Here is a 15,851-nt window from a genome sequence, read left to right as displayed (position 1 = left end):
CGCAATTCGTAAGGAGCAACCGAAACCATGGCGGTTTCCGTAACCCTTCCGGCGCTCGGCGAGAGCGTCACCGAGGGCACTGTCACCCGCTGGCTGAAGGCCGAGGGTGAGCGCGTCGAGGCCGACGAGCCGCTGCTCGAGGTCTCCACCGACAAGGTCGACACCGAGATCCCCTCCCCCGCCGCCGGCGTCCTGGCCTCCATCAAGGTCGCCGAGGACGAGACGGTCGAGGTCGGTGCCGAGCTGGCCGTGATCGACGACGGCACGGGTGCCCCGGCTGCCGCCCCGGCCCCCGCCGCTGAGCCGGAGCCGGCCGCTGAGCCGGAGCCGGCCCCGCAGGCCGCTGCCCCGTCCACCGAGCAGGCCGCCCCGGCTCCGGCGCCCAGCGCCGAGGCCGCCTCCGGCGCCGGCTCCGCCGAGGGCACGGACGTCGTCCTGCCCGCGCTCGGCGAGTCCGTCACCGAGGGCACCGTCACCCGCTGGCTGAAGTCGGTCGGTGACAGCGTCGAGGCCGACGAGCCGCTCCTTGAGGTGTCGACGGACAAGGTCGACACCGAGATCCCCGCCCCCGCCTCCGGCACGCTGCTGGAGATCGTGGTCGGCGAGGACGAGACGGCCGAGGTCGGCGCCAAGCTGGCCGTCATCGGCGCCGCGGGTGCCGCTCCGGCGGCCGCCCCGGCCCAGGAGACCCCGGCCCCCGCCGCCGCTGCCCCGGCCGCGCCCGCGGCTCCGGCCGCTCCGGCCGAGCCCGCCGCTCCGGCCGAGCCCGCCGCTCCGGCCGAGCCCGCCGCTGCCGCCCCGGCTCCGGCCCAGCCCGCCGCCCCGGCTCCCGCGCCGGCCGCCCCGGCCCCGGTCACCCCGGCTCCGGCCGCTCCGGCCGCCGCCAAGCCGACCGACGAGGGCGCCTACGTCACCCCGCTGGTGCGCAAGCTCGCCGCCGAGAACGGCGTCGACCTGGCCGCCGTCAAGGGCACCGGCGTCGGCGGCCGTATCCGCAAGCAGGACGTCATCGCCGCCGCCGAGGCCGCGAAGAGCGCCGCCGCCGCTCCGGCTCCCGCCGCTGCCGCGCCGGCCGCCAAGAAGGCGCCGTCCCTGGAGGCCTCTCCCCTCCGTGGCCAGACCGTCAAGATGCCGCGCATCCGCAAGGTCATCGGCGACAACATGGTCAAGGCGCTGCACGAGCAGGCGCAGCTGTCGTCGGTCGTCGAGGTCGACGTCACGCGCCTGATGAAGCTGCGCGGCCGGGCGAAGGACGCCTTCGCCGCCCGCGAAGGCGTCAAGCTCTCCCCGATGCCGTTCTTCGTCAAGGCCGCGGCCCAGGCGCTGAAGGCGCACGCGCCCGTCAACGCCAAGATCAACGAGGCCGAGGGCACGATCACCTACTTCGACACCGAGAACATCGGTATCGCGGTGGACTCGGAGAAGGGCCTGATGACCCCGGTCATCAAGCACGCGGGCGACCTCAACATCGCCGGCATCGCCAAGGCCACGGCCGACCTGGCGGGCAAGGTCCGCGCCAACAAGATCACGCCCGACGAGCTGTCCGGCGCGACCTTCACCATCTCCAACACCGGTTCGCGCGGTGCGCTCTTCGACACGATCATCGTGCCGCCGGGCCAGGTCGCGATCCTCGGTATCGGCGCCACGGTCAAGCGCCCGGCCGTCATCGAGACGGAGGAGGGCACGGTCATCGGCGTCCGCGACATGACGTACTTGACCCTGTCCTACGACCACCGCCTGGTGGACGGTGCCGACGCGGCCCGTTACCTGACGGCGGTCAAGGCGATCCTGGAGGCCGGCGAGTTCGAGGTCGAGCTCGGCCTGTAAGGACGCTGCCGGCCGAATGCGGTCTGCCAGTACGACGATGCCCTCTCCCCGGCTTCCGGGGGGAGGGCATCGCCATTGTGCCGACCGACCGAGCGTGTAAGTCTCCGTGTAAGTCTCGTCTCACCTGCACCAAAGCGCCCCCGTGCGCCCCTCCGGCGGAGCGTCCCGGCCTTATTGTCTAAACGTCAAACGCGCCCTAAGGAGCTCTCATGACCGCCCCCGTCATCCACTCGCTGCGCGAACAGATCCGCGAGCACATCCTGGAGGGGATCATCAGCGGGCGCTGGCAGCCGGGCGAGCGGATCGTGGAACGGCGGATCGCCACCGAGCTGGAGGTCAGCCAGACGCCGGTGCGGGAGGCACTGCGTGAGCTGGAGTCGCTGCGGCTGATCGAGTCCGCGCCCAACAAGGGCGTACGGGTACGGAGTCTGACGGCGGCCGACCTGGAGGAGAGCTACCCGGTCCGGGCCGGTTTGGAGGCCATCGCCGCGGAACTCGCGGCCGACCGCCTCTCGGAGGACTGCTCCGCCCTGGAGCCGCATGTCGCCGCTCTGTACGAGGCCGACCGTCTCTCGGACGGCACGGCCCAGGTGCGGCACACGGTCGCCTTCCACCGCGAGCTGGTGCGGGCGGCGGGCAACTCGGTGCTCCTGCACACCTGGGAGGGCCTCGGCATCGAGGTGTTCACAGCCCTTTCCATCCGCTGGCTGGGGACGGTGCAGCAGTCGTACGCGGAGGAGCACGAGGAGCTGGTGGCCGCGTTCCAGCGCCGGGATCCGCGCATCGCCGAGATGGTCAAGGCCCACGTACTCGGGTGCGCACCGAGGCACGAAGGCGAATAGCCGGGGCCGGGGCTGCCGGTGCCCGCGGTGGCCCGGGGCGCCGTTGATGCGCTGGGGAGAGTTCACCCGCAGGCAACCCGTGGGCAGCCTGCCGGATGGCATCGGCGCGGACAAAGGAGACGTACTCCGCACGACGCACACGAAAGGCGGCCCCCATGCCGCAGATACTCGGCACGATCCTGACCCAGGTGGCGATCGCCCTCCTCGAGGCCGTTCTGGTGCGCCTGGCCATCCAGCTCTGGAAGGCGTTCGCCACGAGCGCGCGTCCGGCGGCCGCGCCCGCCTGAGCCGACCGCGCACCCGAGAGCCGAACCCGCGCAAGCTAGCCGCCCACAACTCATGTGAGCAGGGAAAACGCGGCACCGCGTGCCTGTTCTCCCGGCACCGGATGCCAATTTTCGCGGTATGGGGACCTTTTAGCCCTTCCCCCTTTGATCGATCATCGATCAGGGAGTTACAGTCGCCGACGGGCTTGCACCCAAGCCCTCCGCCCTGTCCTGCCAAAGACAAAGGGCACCCCCGAACCCTTACCGATGAGGGAACCCCCTTCGACTGAGGAAGGCGGCGACATGACCGACCCCAACGCCATCCAGCCGAGCGCGCTCGACCAGCTCCCCGACCGTGATCCGGAGGAGACCGCCGAATGGCAGGCCTCACTGGACGCGGTCGCCAAGGCAGCAGGCCCGCACCGCGCCGCATACCTGATGCGCCGGACGCTGGAGCGGGCCGAGGGCACCGGCATCGCGCTGCCGAAGCTCCTCGAGACCGACTACGTCAACACCATCCCCACTCCCGCCGAGCCGTCCGCGCCCGGTGACGAGGCGATGGAAGCCCGTATCACCGCGTGGAACCGCTGGAACGCGGCGGCCATGGTGACCCGCGGCTCCAAATACGGCGTCGGCGGGCACATCGCCACCTTCGCCTCCGCGGCCTGGCTCTACGAGACCGGCTTCAACCACTTCTTCAAGGGCAAGGAGGCGGACGGCTCCGGCGACCAGCTGTACATCCAGGGCCACGCCTCCCCCGGCATCTACGCCCGCGCCTTCCTCGACGGCCGCCTGAACGAGCAGCAGCTCGACAACTTCCGCCAGGAGGCCGGCGGCGACGGACTCCCGTCGTACCCGCACCCCCGCCGCCTGCCCTGGCTGTGGGAGTTCCCGACGGTGTCCATGGGCCTCGGCCCGCTCTCGGCCATCTACCAGGCCCGTTTCAACCGCTACCTCACCAACCGCGGCATCAAGGACGTCTCCGCGTCCCACGTGTGGGCGTTCCTCGGTGACGGCGAGATGGACGAGCCCGAGTCGACGGCGGCACTCGCCCTGGCCTCCCGCGAGGGCCTGGACAACCTGACCTTCGTCATCAACTGCAACCTGCAGCGCCTCGACGGCCCGGTCCGCGCCAACTTCAAGATCGTGCAGGAGCTGGAGGCCCAGTTCCGCGGCGCCGGCTGGAACGTCGTCAAGACGCTGTGGGGTACGGCGTGGGACGAGCTGTTCCAGCTCGACACGACGGGCGCGCTCGTACGCCGGCTGCGCGAGGTACCCGACGCGCAGGTGCAGACGTACCAGACCCGCGACGCCGCCTACATCCGCCAGGACTTCTTCGGCAAGGACCCGGAGCTCGCCGAGATGGCGAAGCTGCTGAGCGACGACAAGATCCTGGAGTGCTTCCACCTCTCCCGCGGTGGCCACGAGGCGCGCAAGGTGTACGCCGCCTACAAGGCCGCCGTCGAGTTCAAGGGCGCGCCGACGGTCATCCTGGCCCAGACGGTCAAGGGCCACACCCTCGGCGAGGGCTTCGCGTCGAAGAACGCCAACCACCAGATGAAGAAGCTGACGGTGGACGAGTTCAAGACGATGCGTGACCTGCTCGAACTGCCCATCTCCGACGCGCAGTTCGTCGACGGGGTCGTCCCCTACGGCCACCCCGGCGCCGACTCCCCCGAGGTCCGCTACCTCCAGGAGCGCCGCGCGGCCCTCGGCGGCCCGGCCCCGGCCCGCCGCGTCCACCCGGTGGCGCCGCTGCCCGCCCCCGCCGAGAAGGCGTTCGCCTCCTTCGACAAGGGCTCCGGCTCCCAGAACGTGGCCACCACCATGGCCTTCGTCCGCCTGATCAAGGACCTGGTCCGCGACAAGGAGTCGGGCAAGCGCTGGGTACCGATCGTCCCCGACGAGGCGCGCACCTTCGGCATGGAGAGCCTCTTCCCGTCCCTGGGCATCTACTCGCCCAAGGGCCAGACGTACGAGCCGGTCGACCGCGACCAGCTCATGTACTACAAGGAGGCCCAGAACGGCCAGATCCTCAACGAGGGGATCACCGAGGCCGGTTCGATGGCCGACTTCATCGCCGCGTCGACCGCGTACTCCACGCACGGCGAAACGATGATCCCGTTCTACATCTTCTACTCGATGTTCGGCTGGCAGCGCACGGCCGACCAGATGTGGCAGCTCGGCGACCAGCTCGGCCGCGGCTTCCTCGTCGGCGCCACCGCGGGCCGTACGACGCTGACGGGCGAGGGCCTGCAGCACGCCGACGGTCACTCGCCGGTGATCGCGGCGACGAACCCGGCCGCCCTGACGTACGACCCGGCGTTCGCGTACGAGGTCGCGGCGATCGTCAAGGACGGTCTGCGCCGGATGTACGGCGAGGCGGCCCCGGGCGAGGACCAGAACGTCTTCTACTACCTCACCGTCTACAACGAGCCGCTCCCGCAGCCCGCGAAGCCTGCGGTGGACGGCGTCGACGAGGGCATCGTCAAGGGCCTGTACCGCTTCAACACGGCGGAGTCGGCCGGCCTGTCGCCGGTGGCGAACGCCCCGCGCATCCAGCTGCTCGGCTCCGGCACGGCGATCCACTGGACGCTCAAGGCGCAGCAGCTGCTCGCCGAGGAGTGGGGCGTGGCGGCCGACGTCTGGTCGGCGACGTCCTGGACGGAGCTGCGCCGGGACGCCCTCGAAGCCGACGCGGCCCTGCTGCGCGGCGAGGAGCGGATGCCGTACGTCCGTCAGGTGCTCCAGGGTGCCGACGGCCCGGTCCTCGCGGTCTCCGACTACATGCGCCAGGTTCCCGACCAGATCGCGCAGTGGGTCGAGCAGGACTACTCCTCGCTGGGCGCGGACGGCTTCGGCCTCTCCGACACCCGCGAGGCGGCCCGCCGCCACTTCGGGGTCGACGCCGAGTCGATCGTCGTCGCGGCCCTGGCCCAGCTCGCCAAGCGGGGCGAGGTCAAGGCGACGGCCGTGAAGGAAGCGCGCGAGAAGTACGGCCTGTAAGGGCTGACCTTCCTGGTCTGCGGCGAAGGGGTACGGCGGCTGCCGTGCCCCTTCGCCGTCATTGGGGCCGTCGTCGGCGGGGCCGTCGAGGACGGGTTCGTCGTCAGCGGGTTCGTCGTCAGCGGGTTCGTTGTCAGTGGCCCCCGGCATGATGGCCGTATGCGTGCTGCCCGGCTCATCAAGATGGTGCTGCTTCTCCAGTCCCGGCCCGCCATGACCGCGGCCGAACTCGCGCGTGAGCTGGAGGTCTCCGAGCGGACCGTCACCCGGGACGCGCAGGCCCTGTCCGAGGCCGGGGTCCCGGTGTACGCGGATCGGGGGCGGGCCGGCGGCTACCGGCTCATCGGCGGGTACCGGACCAGGCTGACGGGGCTCGGGCGCAGTGAGGCCGAGGCGCTGTTCCTGAGTGGCGTTCCCGGCGCGCTGCGGGAGATGGGGCTGGAGGACGCCGCCTCCGCCGCCACGCTGAAGGTGTCGGCGGCCCTGATGCCCTCGGTGCGGGACGCCTCCCGTTCCGCCTCCCAGCGGTTCCATCTGGACGCCCCGAACTGGTTCAAGGAGCCGAAGACACCCGAGCTGCTGCCGGTCGTCGCGGACGCGGTGTGGGACGACCGGCGGATCGTGGCCCGGTACCGGCGCGGGGAGAGCGAGGTCGGCCGGGAGCTGGAGCCGTACGGGCTCGTGCTGAAGGCGGGGGTCTGGTATCTGTGCGCCCGCGTGGCGGGGCACGGCTCGTACCGGGTGTACCGCATCGACCGGTTCACCGCCGTGGACCGGGGCGAGGAGCGGTTCGAGCGGGACGGGGAGTTCGATCTGCCGGGCTTCTGGGAGGAGCGGGCCGAGCAGTTCGCGCGGTCCCTGCTGCGGGCCGAGGTGGTGGTGCGGGTGTCGCCGGGCGGGGTGCGCCGGTTGCCGTACACCGTCGATCCGCAGTCCGCGCGGGAGGCGCTGCGGGCGGCGGACGCCCCGGACGGGGACGGCTGGGTGACGCTGACGCTCCCCGTGGAGTCCGAGGAGGTCGCCCACACCCAGCTCGCGTCGCTCGGGCCGGAGGTCGAGGTGCTGGCGCCTCAGTCGCTGAGAGAGCGGTTCACGGACGACGCGATACGGCTGGCGGCGCTGTACGGGGCCTGACCCGGACGCCCGCCGGGCCCGGTCCTGCCCGGCCGCCCAAGGTCCGTACGCCCATAACAATCCGTCGCACTCCACGTGCGCCCCACCCGCACAGGGCCGATGCTGGACCCGTGATGGACGAGACGGAGTTCTGGGAGCTGGTGGACGGCGCCCGTGAGGCCGCCGAGGGCGACCCCGAGGAGCAGGCCGACCTTTTGGTGGAGCGGCTGCTCCAGCAGGACCCCGACTCGGTGCTCGACTTCGCCCGTCACTTCGAGGCCCGCTACAACCGCGCGTACACCTGGGACCTGTGGGGCGCCGCCTGGGTTCTGCTGGACGGGGCCAGCGACGACGCGTTCGACTTCTTCCGGTGCTGGCTGATCGGCCAGGGCCGCGAGGTGTACGAGGGCGGTGTGCACGACCCCGACTCGCTCGCCGACCTGCTGGACGACTTCGACGAGGAGTTCGACGGCGACGCCGAGGAGCTCGGCTACGCCGCGGACGAGGCCTACGAACAGCTCACCGGCACCGTCGCCCCCGACCTCGGCATCCCTCCCGCGCCCCCGGAACCGGAGGGCACGCCGGTCGACTTCGAGAACGAACGGGCGCTGGCGGACCGGTATCCCAAGCTGTGGGAGCGCTTCAAGGACTGAGGCAGGTTCTGGGGCAGGCCGACGGAAGGCCTCAGCCCACTCACGCCGGGACGGTCCGCCTGCGGCCGGGGTCCGACGGGATGTACGCCTGCGTCTGCGCATGGTCGGCCTTCACCGCGTGGTGCAGCGGTGCCTTGTTGGCCTGGTCGAGCGCGGACGCCGTGACGGCGGCCGGCCCCAGGACGACGGTCGCGACCGCGCAGACGACGGTCCAGGCCCGCTTGCTGCTGTGGTTGCGCGTGCCGTTGCCGCTGCTCATGATCCCCACCTCCGGTCAGTGCGTGTGCATGACGGTAGGGAGGCTGTCTCGGGGAGATCGTTGAGCCGGCTACGAGAAGCCTGTGAGCGGGGGCCGGTGAGAGAGCCGGTGAGAGAGCCGGTGAGGGAGCCGGCGCGGGCCTTTCCGGAAGGTTCACGCGCCGTCTCTTGACCGGTTCCGTGATCTCCGGCTTAGGGTGACCGGACCGAACAGGAGCACCCTGCCCATGACCAGCCTGTACGTGCGGGAGATACCGCGCCAGGAGCATCTGGCCCACCTACGGCTGTATCCCGATGCGAGCCATCTGCAGATCCCCGAGTGGGGCGATGTGAAGCCCGACTGGCTGCCGGAGAGCGTGGGGTGGTTCGAGGGCGACGACATGGTCGCGACGGCGCTCGTCCTGTACCGGCCCCTGCCCGGTACCCGGCGCTACCTGGCCTACGTCCCCGACGGGCCCGCGATCGACTGGCGTACGCCGCGCCTGGAGCGGTGGCTGGACCCGCTCGTCGCCCACCTGAAGCGGATCGGGGCGTTCTCGGTCCGGATCGGCCCGCCGCTCGTCGTACGCCACTGGGACGCGGCCGACGTGACGGCGGGCATCGCCGACCCGGCGACGGGGCATCTGCGCGACGTGCCCACGGCCGGCATCGACGGTTACGCGCTCGACGCCGCGGAGCGGCTGCGGCGGCTGGGGTGGCGGCGGTGCGAGGAGGACGACGGGAGCGGGTTCGGGCTGGGTCAGCCGCGCTACGGCTGTGAGATCCCGTTGGCGGGGCGTTCGGTGGACGATCTGCGCGACGCCCTCGCACCGCACTGGGAACAGTCGCTGCGCACGGCCGAGGCGGCGGGCGTCCGTGTTGCGTGGGGCTCGGCGGCCGACCTGCCCGAGTTCTACCGCCTGTACACCGTGACGGCCGCCCGCGACGGCTTCAAGGCCCGCCCGCTGGACTACTTCCGGCGCATGTGGGCGGCCCTGAACGCCGAGGACGAGGACCGGCTGCGGCTCTATCTCGCCGAGTACGACGGAGAGGTGCTCTCCGCGGCCCTCATGATCAGCGTCGGCTCCAGGGCCTGGCACTCCTACGCCGCGTCCGGCCGCCGGGGGCGTGAACTGCGGCCCAGCAGCGCCCTGCTGTGGCGCATGCTGGGCGACGCCCGGGCCGCGGGCGCCGACACGTACGACCTCCGCTCCATCACCCCCACCCTCACGGAGGACCGCCTCCTCGGCCGCCTCCTGTTCAAGACCGGCGCGGGCGGCCGTGCGGTGGAGTACCTCGGCGAGTGGGAACTTCCGGTGGGGAGCCAGGGGAGGGTGCTGCAGCGGGCGCTGGGCGTTTATTTGGGGAGGCGGTGACCGGCCGGGGCGGGGTTGGGCCGGGCGGCCGGGGGGTGGGGTACGGCGGGCGGGGTTGGGCCGGCGGCCAGGGGGTGGACCACGCCGGGGCGACCGGGGGAGGTCAGACCCGGGCAGCCGGCGGGGCGGCACGGTAGTTCGGGCCGGGCGTGATCAGGCAGGTCCGCGCTGTAGGACTCTCGGTCGCACGGCAGCTCGGGGCCGGCAAGGACACCGCACGCCTCAGCTCCTGCCCTGCAGCCGGGCCGCCGTCTTCCTGATCTCCGGGAGACGCTCGCTGAGGGCCTCGCCCGGGCAACTGGTCATGTAACCGACGTTGTGGCCGGCGATCGCGGGGAACATCGCGGCGGTGCCGGACGGGTAGCGGCTGTAGCTGTTGCTGGAGGTCAGTCGGACTTTCGCGCGGGGGTCCGTGTCGGAGAGCCCCAGTTTCCAGGCGGCCACCGCGGCGATCGCCTCGGTCATCGCCCTCGGCACGGGCACGCCGGCCGTGAAGGTGCCGATGGCGGCTATGCCGGTGGTGCGGTGGTTGAAGCCCTGGGTGTGGGCGCCGGTCACGGGCCGGGCGATGCCGCCCTCGCGGCCCTCGTAGACGGTGCCGCAGCGGTCGACGAGGAAGTTGTAGCCGATGTCGTCCCAGTCACGGGAGCCGGTCTGGCCCGCGTACACGTACCGGATGATGCGGGGCACGTCGGCGCAGTCGTAGCCGTTGGGCGAGTCGGTGTGATGGATGAACACGGCGACGACCGTGTCGTCGTAACGCGGCGGCGGCTGGGCCCGCCGGGTCTCGTCGTCGAGCCAGGCCGACCTCGGCACGATGGCCGGCCGGGGCGCCTGATGCGAGTCGGCGGGCCGCGCCGCGACCGGCCGCGCACCGGCCGCGACGATCCGCTCGACGCCACTCGCGCACAACCCCAGCGCGAGTACGGCGGCGAGGCCCGGAACACAGCCGAGCAGCGCGAACGCGACGGGGTGTACGCGCCACCCCGAGGGCGGCTGCCACCGGCTCCGTGCCTGTATGCGGGCCCACCGACCGGCGGACGGCCCTCCAGCCCGCTCTTCCGGTACGTCCTGCCGCAGTCGCGGTTTCGACCGCCCCTGCCGGGCAGGTTGTTCTCCGCCGGCGGGCAGACCCTGCGGGGCCGACTGTTCCCGTGGGGGCGGCGGGTCCCCCACCGGCGGCTGAGCCCGCCGTACGGGCCGTTCCGGTACGGGCAGCCACTCCGGCCCGCACGGATTTTCCCGCACGGGCGGCTGATCTCCCGCCCCAGGCCGCTCCGGCACAACGGGCTGCTCCCGCAGGACCGTCTCATCCCGCACCGGCGGCTGCTCCCGCCGTACAGGCCGTGCCGGTACCGGCAGCCACTCCGGCCCGCACGGATTTTCCCGCACGGGCGGCTGATCTCCCGCCACAGGCCGCTCCGACACAACCGGCTGCTCCCGCAGGACCGCCTCATCCCGCACCGGCGGCTGCTCCCGCACGGCCGGCGCGTCCTCCACCCGCCCCGCAGCCGGCCCGCCCTCAGCCTCCTGCGAACCCTCCGCGCCGGCTCCTCGCGAAGCGCGCGGCGAGGATTCGCCGTCCGATGCGGGCGCACCCCCCGCTCCACCGTCCGGGCCCGCCGCCCCCGCGGACCCCTGCCCGCCACCCCCACCCTCTGCACGCGGCATCCCATCCGAGCCACCGCCACCCGACGCCCCGGCACCCCCCGCTACACCGTCCCGCCCCCCGGCCCGCGCAGCCCCCTCCCCCCAAGGCTCCGCGCCCGCAGCTCGCGCCCCTCGCTGCAAGGGCTCCGCGCCCGCTGCCGGCGCAGCCCCCTGCTCGCCGCTCCCACCCCGAACCCCCGAAGCCCCCGGATCTCCTCGTAACGGCTCCTGACCCGCGTCTCCCTCAGCCCCCCGCAAGTCCCCCGGCGCAGCAGCCTCGTCCCACCCGCGGCCCGCCTCCCGCACCGGCGCAGCCCACGGTATTCGTACGGCACGTGGTCTTCGTTTCCCCCGTGTTCCTCCGAAGACCCTTCGGGTGACCCGTCGGAAGGCACGCATGGTCCTACTGTCCGACGGATCCGGTCCGCCCGCGATGTGTGGTGTGACACCCGGTGGAACCATCGTCCTGGTCCGGGGCGTTTCTCCAGGTGCACGCGGCGTGGCCGGTTCCCGGCGGCGCGTGCGCGGGCACTGATCAACAGGCGGCTCGCGCGCGTACTAAGGGGTCCGAGAGAAAGGCGGCTCTGTGGACCTGCTCGACATCCTGCTGTTGCTGGTGATCCTGGCCTACGCGGCCTCCGGATACCGGCGCGGACTGGTGGCCGGATGCGTCTCGCTGGCCGGCTTCGTGGGCGGCGCGGTGATCGGCGTATGGATCCTGCCGTGGATGATGGACCTGGTCACGCCTGGTACGACGGAGGCGACCGTGACCGCGGTGCTCACCGTGCTGCTCCCGGCGGTGCTGGTGCACGAGCTGGCGGGACGGCTGGCGCTGCGGCTGCGAAGGGAGCTGGACCGCGGGCCGCTCAGGGTGGCGGACGGCGTCGGCGGAGCCGTGGCCAACTCGGTGGCCGTACTGATCGTGGCGTGGGTGGCCGCAAGCGTGCTCGCCGCGTCCTCCTCCCCCCTGCTGACCTCCGCCATCCGGGACTCCCGGCTGCTCGGGACCGTGCAGGACGCGATGCCGGACACGACCCCCGCCTGGTTCTCCCGAGCCACCTCCGCGCTCACCGAAGCCGGCTTCCCGCAGGTCTTCAACCCCTTCGAGAACGAGTCGACCGCCGAGGTCGCCGAGCCCTCCGGCGACAGCGTCACGACGGCCGCCACCAGCGCCGCCAAGCTCAGCACGGTCAAGATCGAGGGCACCGCGGGCACGCAGGGCCGCGAGGGCAGCGGCTTCGTCTACTCCCCCCAGCACGTGATGACCAACGCCCATGTGGTGGCCGGCATCGACGCCCCCAGCGTCCGGGTGGGTGGCATCGGGCCGTCGTACGCGTCACGGGTGGTGCTCTTCGACCCGGACCGGGACGTCGCCGTGCTGTACGTCCCGGATCTGCGCGCCCCCGCCCTGTCGTTCGACGACGACGCCAACCGCGGCGACTCGGCCGTCGTGGCGGGCTATCCGGAGGACGGCGACCTGAACCTCCAGGCGGCGACGGTCGCGAACCGGGTGCGGGCGACCGGCCAGAACATCTACAACGACGAGACCGTCACCCGCGAGATCTACTCGATCCGCTCCACCGTCCGCCCCGGCAACTCCGGCGGCCCGCTGCTGACCACGGACGGCAAGGTGTTCGGCGTCGTCTTCGCCCGCTCCACCTCCGACGACCGGACCGGCTACGTCCTCACGGTCGCCGAGGTCGCCTCCGACGCCAAGCGTGCGGCCTACGCGACGGCGGCGGTGGACACGGGGGAACTCGTCACCTCGTGAGGCCCGAAGGCTGCCGGCTCCGGTACGGCCTGTGCCGTGCGTGACAGCCCGTCAGAGACTGCGCCCCATGAACACGTCGTCCACGTACTGCCCGTCCAGCAAGAACTCCCCGGGCAGCACCCCCTCGACCACGAAGCCCTCGGACTCGTACAGCTTGCGCGCCGGCGTGTTGTGGCCGAGGACGCGCAGGGTGATCCGGCGTGCGCTCCTGCGGCGGGACTCGTCCACGGCCGCCCGGATCAGCGCCCGGCCCACGCCGAGGCCACGCGCCTCGTCGGCGACGGCGAGGCCCTGGATCTGCCGGACGTGCGCGTTACAGGCGAGCGGAGTGGGGAAGCCGAGGCGGACGTAGCCGACGATGCGGCGGTCGAGCTCCGCGACCAGATGGTCCTCCGGGGCGTGGCGCTCGGTGAAGAACGGCGGGTAGGGCGGGCGCGGTTCGGGCACGACCGCGTGCATCGGCGACCACGTGACACGGTCGAGGTGGGACAGCTCCTCCTCGTCATCGGGCAGAGCAGCGCGTATACGGGCTTTGTACGACTCGGGCATGAGCGTCACCCTACGACCGGTGCCCGGGAACCCGACCGGGGTTTTATGTGGTCAACGGCAGGATTGAGGTCATGGAACTTTCAAGAATCGCGGTGGCCGGCTCCTCCGGACTGATCGGCGGCGCGTTGGTGCGGTCACTGGCCGCGGACGGGCACGAGGTGGTGCGGCTGGTGCGCCGGGCACCGGGCTCGGCGGACGAGGTCCGCTGGGATCCCGAGCGGAAGTACGTGGACACGGCCGGGCTCGCCGGGTGCGATGCCGTGGTCAATCTGGCCGGCGCGAACGTGGGCTCGCGGCGCTGGACGGACGCGTACAAGGCGAAGCTCCGGTCCGGCCGGGTGCAGGGCACGGCGGCGCTCGCGGAGGCGATGGCCGCGCTGGACGAGCCGCCGAGGGTGTTCGTGAACGGCAGCGCGATCGGCTACTACGGGGAGACCGGCGATCGTGCCGTCGACGAGAGCGCGCCGCCCGGGGAGGGCTTCCTGCCCTCGCTGGCCGTGGAGTGGGAGGGTGCGGCGGCGCCCGCGCAGGAGGCGGGCGTACGGACGGTGTTCCCGCGCACGGGACTGGTGGTGGCCCGGCAGGGCGGGGCCTGGGGGCGGCTGTTCCCGCTGTTCAAGGCGGGGCTCGGCGGGCGGCTGGGGGACGGACGGCAGTACTGGTCGTTCGTCTCGCTGCACGACGAGGTGGCCGCGATCCGGCATCTGATCGACCGGGACGAGCTGTCGGGCCCGTTCAATGTGACCGCGCCGCAGCCGCTGACGAACCGTGAGATCACCGAGGCGATGGGGCGGGTACTGCACCGGCCGACGCTCTTCCCCGTCCCCGAGCCGGTGCTGCGGACGGTACTCGGCGAGTTGGCCGGGGACGTGCTGGGCAGCCAACGGGTGCTGCCGAAGCGGCTGCTGGAGTCCGGATTCACCTTCGCGTTCCCGGACATCGAGGGGGCGATCCGGGCGGCCGCCAAGTAATCGAAGGGTCAAGCCGGGCATCCGCCATGTATCGGTCGGCGACACCGAGCGCCTGTATGCGACCACTGTGCGACCATGCTCTGTTCATGCGCGACTGTTTTTGACCGATCACAGCCCTAACCTCGACCCGAACTCGGGTATCCCCGGAGCCAGTTGGGGGCATGACGTCTCCACCGGCCGCGCAACCTCGAGGAGGGGCACGTGCTTGAGCCCGCGTACCAGGCGGATGTCGTCATCGTGGGAGCCGGGGTCGCCGGACTCTCCGCGGCGCATCGGCTGACCAGCGCAGGAGTGAGGACCGCAGTGCTGGAGGCCGCCCCTTACCCGGGCGGCCGCATGTCGACCGAGAAGGTCGACGGGTTCCGGCTGGACCGGATAGGCCAGCTCCTGTCGACGTCGTATCCGGAGCTACGGCTGACACCCGGGCTCGACGCGCTGGCGCTGCGCCCCTTCGCGCCGGGCGTACTGCTGCACAGCGACGGGCGCCGACATCGCGCGGGCGCGGTGGCGAGCCCGATGAGCGCCCGGCGCGCGAGGGGCGCACTCCACGCGGTGCGCGCCCTGGCGAGCGCCCCGAGGACCGGGCCCGTACGGGGTGTTCCGGGACAGACGCCCATCCCGCGGGTCCGCGCGGGCGCACCGCTGGGCACCGCCGTGGACCAGGCCCGGCTGGGCGCCGCGCTCGCCCGGCTGGCGACCGTGCCGATCGAACGGCTGCTGTCCCGCCCCGAGTTGCCTGCCGCGCAGGCGCTCGCGGAGCGGGGCGTTCCGGCTCGGACGATCGACGGCTTCCTGCGGCCGCTGCTCGCCGCGCTGCTGTGCGACCCGGAGCTGACGACGTCCAGCCGGTGTGCGGATCTGGCGCTCCGCTCCTTCGCCAGCGGACGGATGTGCGTGCCCGAGGGCGGCGCCGAGGCGCTGCCGGAGCTGCTGGCACGGGCGCTGCCGCCGGGCACCGTGCACACCGGTGTGCGGGTCACGTCGGTCGCGACGACGTCGGTGACCACCGCCGAGCACGGCGAGATCCGCTGCCGTGCCGTCCTGCTGGCGACGGACGCGCGGACCGCCGCCGAACTGCTGCCGGGCCTGCGCGTCCCGGACTTCCACCCGGTGACCGTCGTCCACCACACGACCGACGAGCCGCCGCCGACCGGCGCCTCGCTGCTGCTCGACGCCGACCGGGGCGGCCCGGTCGCGCACACCGCGGTGATCAGCCAGGTCGACCCGAGCCGCGCACCGGCGGGCCGCACGCTCGTCTCGTCGACGGTCCTCGGCACGCCGCCGCCCGACATCGACACGGCCGTACGGATGCACCTGTCCCGCCTCTACGGCACCTCCACGGCACGCTGGGAGACCCTCGCCGTGCACCACACCCCGGAAGCCGTCCCCGCGATGCGCCCACCCCACGACCTGCGCCGCCAGGTGCGCCTCCTGGCGGGCCTGTACGTCTGCGGCGACCACCGCGACACCAGCACGGTCCAGGGCGCCCTGCACTCGGCCCACCGGGCCGCGGCGGCGATCCTGACGGACCTGGGGGCAGCGGGGTCCATGCACAGCGCGGACCCGGTCCCCACAGCGAGGGCCGCCTGA

General features: G+C 72.5%; 13 protein-coding genes. 10 read left to right on the top strand and 3 right to left on the bottom strand.

Annotation, left to right across the window (positions count from 1 at the left end; translation table 11 throughout):
* Positions 1–27: 27 nt before the first annotated feature.
* The 6 genes from sucB (at position 28) to OHT51_RS30615 (ending at position 7,707) form a co-directional block, all read left to right on the top strand.
* A complete protein-coding gene (gene sucB / locus OHT51_RS30640) occupies positions 28–1,827 on the top strand; it encodes a 2-oxoglutarate dehydrogenase, E2 component, dihydrolipoamide succinyltransferase (protein WP_328882141.1) in 1,800 nt (599 codons plus the stop codon).
* Positions 1,828–2,036: 209 nt separating this feature from the next.
* Positions 2,037–2,669: a GntR family transcriptional regulator gene (locus tag OHT51_RS30635; RefSeq protein ID WP_328882140.1), complete on the top strand. Its 633-nt coding sequence runs from the start codon at positions 2,037–2,039 to the stop codon at positions 2,667–2,669.
* A gap of 155 nt (positions 2,670–2,824) precedes the next feature.
* Positions 2,825–2,956: a hypothetical protein gene (locus OHT51_RS30630; protein WP_328882139.1), complete on the top strand. Its 132-nt coding sequence runs from the start codon at positions 2,825–2,827 to the stop codon at positions 2,954–2,956.
* A gap of 282 nt (positions 2,957–3,238) precedes the next feature.
* Positions 3,239–5,941, top strand: a complete 2,703-nt coding sequence (gene aceE, locus OHT51_RS30625) for a pyruvate dehydrogenase (acetyl-transferring), homodimeric type (RefSeq protein WP_328882138.1) — start codon at positions 3,239–3,241, stop codon at positions 5,939–5,941.
* Positions 5,942–6,100: 159 nt separating this feature from the next.
* Positions 6,101–7,075 (top strand): helix-turn-helix transcriptional regulator, encoded by a 975-nt coding sequence (locus tag OHT51_RS30620; protein ID WP_328882137.1) that lies wholly within the window; start codon positions 6,101–6,103, stop codon positions 7,073–7,075.
* A gap of 113 nt (positions 7,076–7,188) precedes the next feature.
* Positions 7,189–7,707 (top strand): DUF4240 domain-containing protein, encoded by a 519-nt coding sequence (locus OHT51_RS30615; RefSeq protein WP_328884497.1) that lies wholly within the window; start codon positions 7,189–7,191, stop codon positions 7,705–7,707.
* A 40-nt stretch (positions 7,708–7,747) separates the two neighbouring features.
* On the opposite strand, the gene OHT51_RS30610 is transcribed toward OHT51_RS30615, so the two are convergent.
* Positions 7,748–7,966, bottom strand: coding sequence for a hypothetical protein (locus tag OHT51_RS30610; protein WP_328882136.1), 219 nt, complete (start codon positions 7,964–7,966; stop codon positions 7,748–7,750).
* A 226-nt stretch (positions 7,967–8,192) separates the two neighbouring features.
* On the opposite strand from OHT51_RS30610, the gene OHT51_RS30605 reads away from it, so the two are divergent.
* Positions 8,193–9,320: a lipid II:glycine glycyltransferase FemX gene (locus OHT51_RS30605; protein WP_328882135.1), complete on the top strand. Its 1,128-nt coding sequence runs from the start codon at positions 8,193–8,195 to the stop codon at positions 9,318–9,320.
* 222 nt (positions 9,321–9,542) lie between these two features.
* Here the strand turns inward: OHT51_RS30605 and OHT51_RS30600 are convergent, their stop codons facing one another.
* Complete coding sequence (locus tag OHT51_RS30600) at positions 9,543–10,277, bottom strand: peptidoglycan recognition protein family protein (RefSeq protein ID WP_328884496.1); 735 nt, start codon at positions 10,275–10,277, stop codon at positions 9,543–9,545.
* A 1,279-nt stretch (positions 10,278–11,556) separates the two neighbouring features.
* Between OHT51_RS30600 and OHT51_RS30595 the strand changes: the two genes are divergently transcribed.
* Positions 11,557–12,741: a MarP family serine protease gene (locus OHT51_RS30595; protein WP_328882134.1), complete on the top strand. Its 1,185-nt coding sequence runs from the start codon at positions 11,557–11,559 to the stop codon at positions 12,739–12,741.
* A gap of 51 nt (positions 12,742–12,792) precedes the next feature.
* Here the strand turns inward: OHT51_RS30595 and OHT51_RS30590 are convergent, their stop codons facing one another.
* Positions 12,793–13,290, bottom strand: coding sequence for a GNAT family N-acetyltransferase (locus tag OHT51_RS30590; RefSeq protein ID WP_328882133.1), 498 nt, complete (start codon positions 13,288–13,290; stop codon positions 12,793–12,795).
* Between the two features lie 71 nt (positions 13,291–13,361).
* On the opposite strand from OHT51_RS30590, the gene OHT51_RS30585 reads away from it, so the two are divergent.
* Positions 13,362–14,261 (top strand): TIGR01777 family oxidoreductase, encoded by a 900-nt coding sequence (locus tag OHT51_RS30585; protein WP_328882132.1) that lies wholly within the window; start codon positions 13,362–13,364, stop codon positions 14,259–14,261.
* Positions 14,262–14,462: 201 nt separating this feature from the next.
* Positions 14,463–15,851 (top strand): NAD(P)/FAD-dependent oxidoreductase, encoded by a 1,389-nt coding sequence (locus OHT51_RS30580; protein ID WP_328882131.1) that lies wholly within the window; start codon positions 14,463–14,465, stop codon positions 15,849–15,851.

Origin of the sequence: Streptomyces sp. NBC_00299, from assembly GCF_036173045.1 — a bacterium.
GTDB lineage: Bacteria > Actinomycetota > Actinomycetes > Streptomycetales > Streptomycetaceae > Streptomyces > Streptomyces machairae.
The sequence above is the reverse complement of the archived record's forward strand: the minus strand, read 5'-3'. Positions and strand labels throughout refer to the sequence as shown.

Coding starts and splice junctions, on each gene's coding strand:
- OHT51_RS30630 (WP_328882139.1), top strand. CDS start 2,825: ATGCCGCAGATACTCGGCACGATCCTGACCCAGGTGGCGATCGCCCTC.
- OHT51_RS30610 (WP_328882136.1), bottom strand. CDS start 7,966: ATGAGCAGCGGCAACGGCACGCGCAACCACAGCAGCAAGCGGGCCTGG.
- OHT51_RS30585 (WP_328882132.1), top strand. CDS start 13,362: ATGGAACTTTCAAGAATCGCGGTGGCCGGCTCCTCCGGACTGATCGGC.
- sucB (WP_328882141.1), top strand. CDS start 28: ATGGCGGTTTCCGTAACCCTTCCGGCGCTCGGCGAGAGCGTCACCGAG.
- OHT51_RS30615 (WP_328884497.1), top strand. CDS start 7,189: ATGGACGAGACGGAGTTCTGGGAGCTGGTGGACGGCGCCCGTGAGGCC.
- OHT51_RS30635 (WP_328882140.1), top strand. CDS start 2,037: ATGACCGCCCCCGTCATCCACTCGCTGCGCGAACAGATCCGCGAGCAC.
- OHT51_RS30605 (WP_328882135.1), top strand. CDS start 8,193: ATGACCAGCCTGTACGTGCGGGAGATACCGCGCCAGGAGCATCTGGCC.
- OHT51_RS30620 (WP_328882137.1), top strand. CDS start 6,101: ATGCGTGCTGCCCGGCTCATCAAGATGGTGCTGCTTCTCCAGTCCCGG.
- OHT51_RS30590 (WP_328882133.1), bottom strand. CDS start 13,290: ATGCCCGAGTCGTACAAAGCCCGTATACGCGCTGCTCTGCCCGATGAC.
- aceE (WP_328882138.1), top strand. CDS start 3,239: ATGACCGACCCCAACGCCATCCAGCCGAGCGCGCTCGACCAGCTCCCC.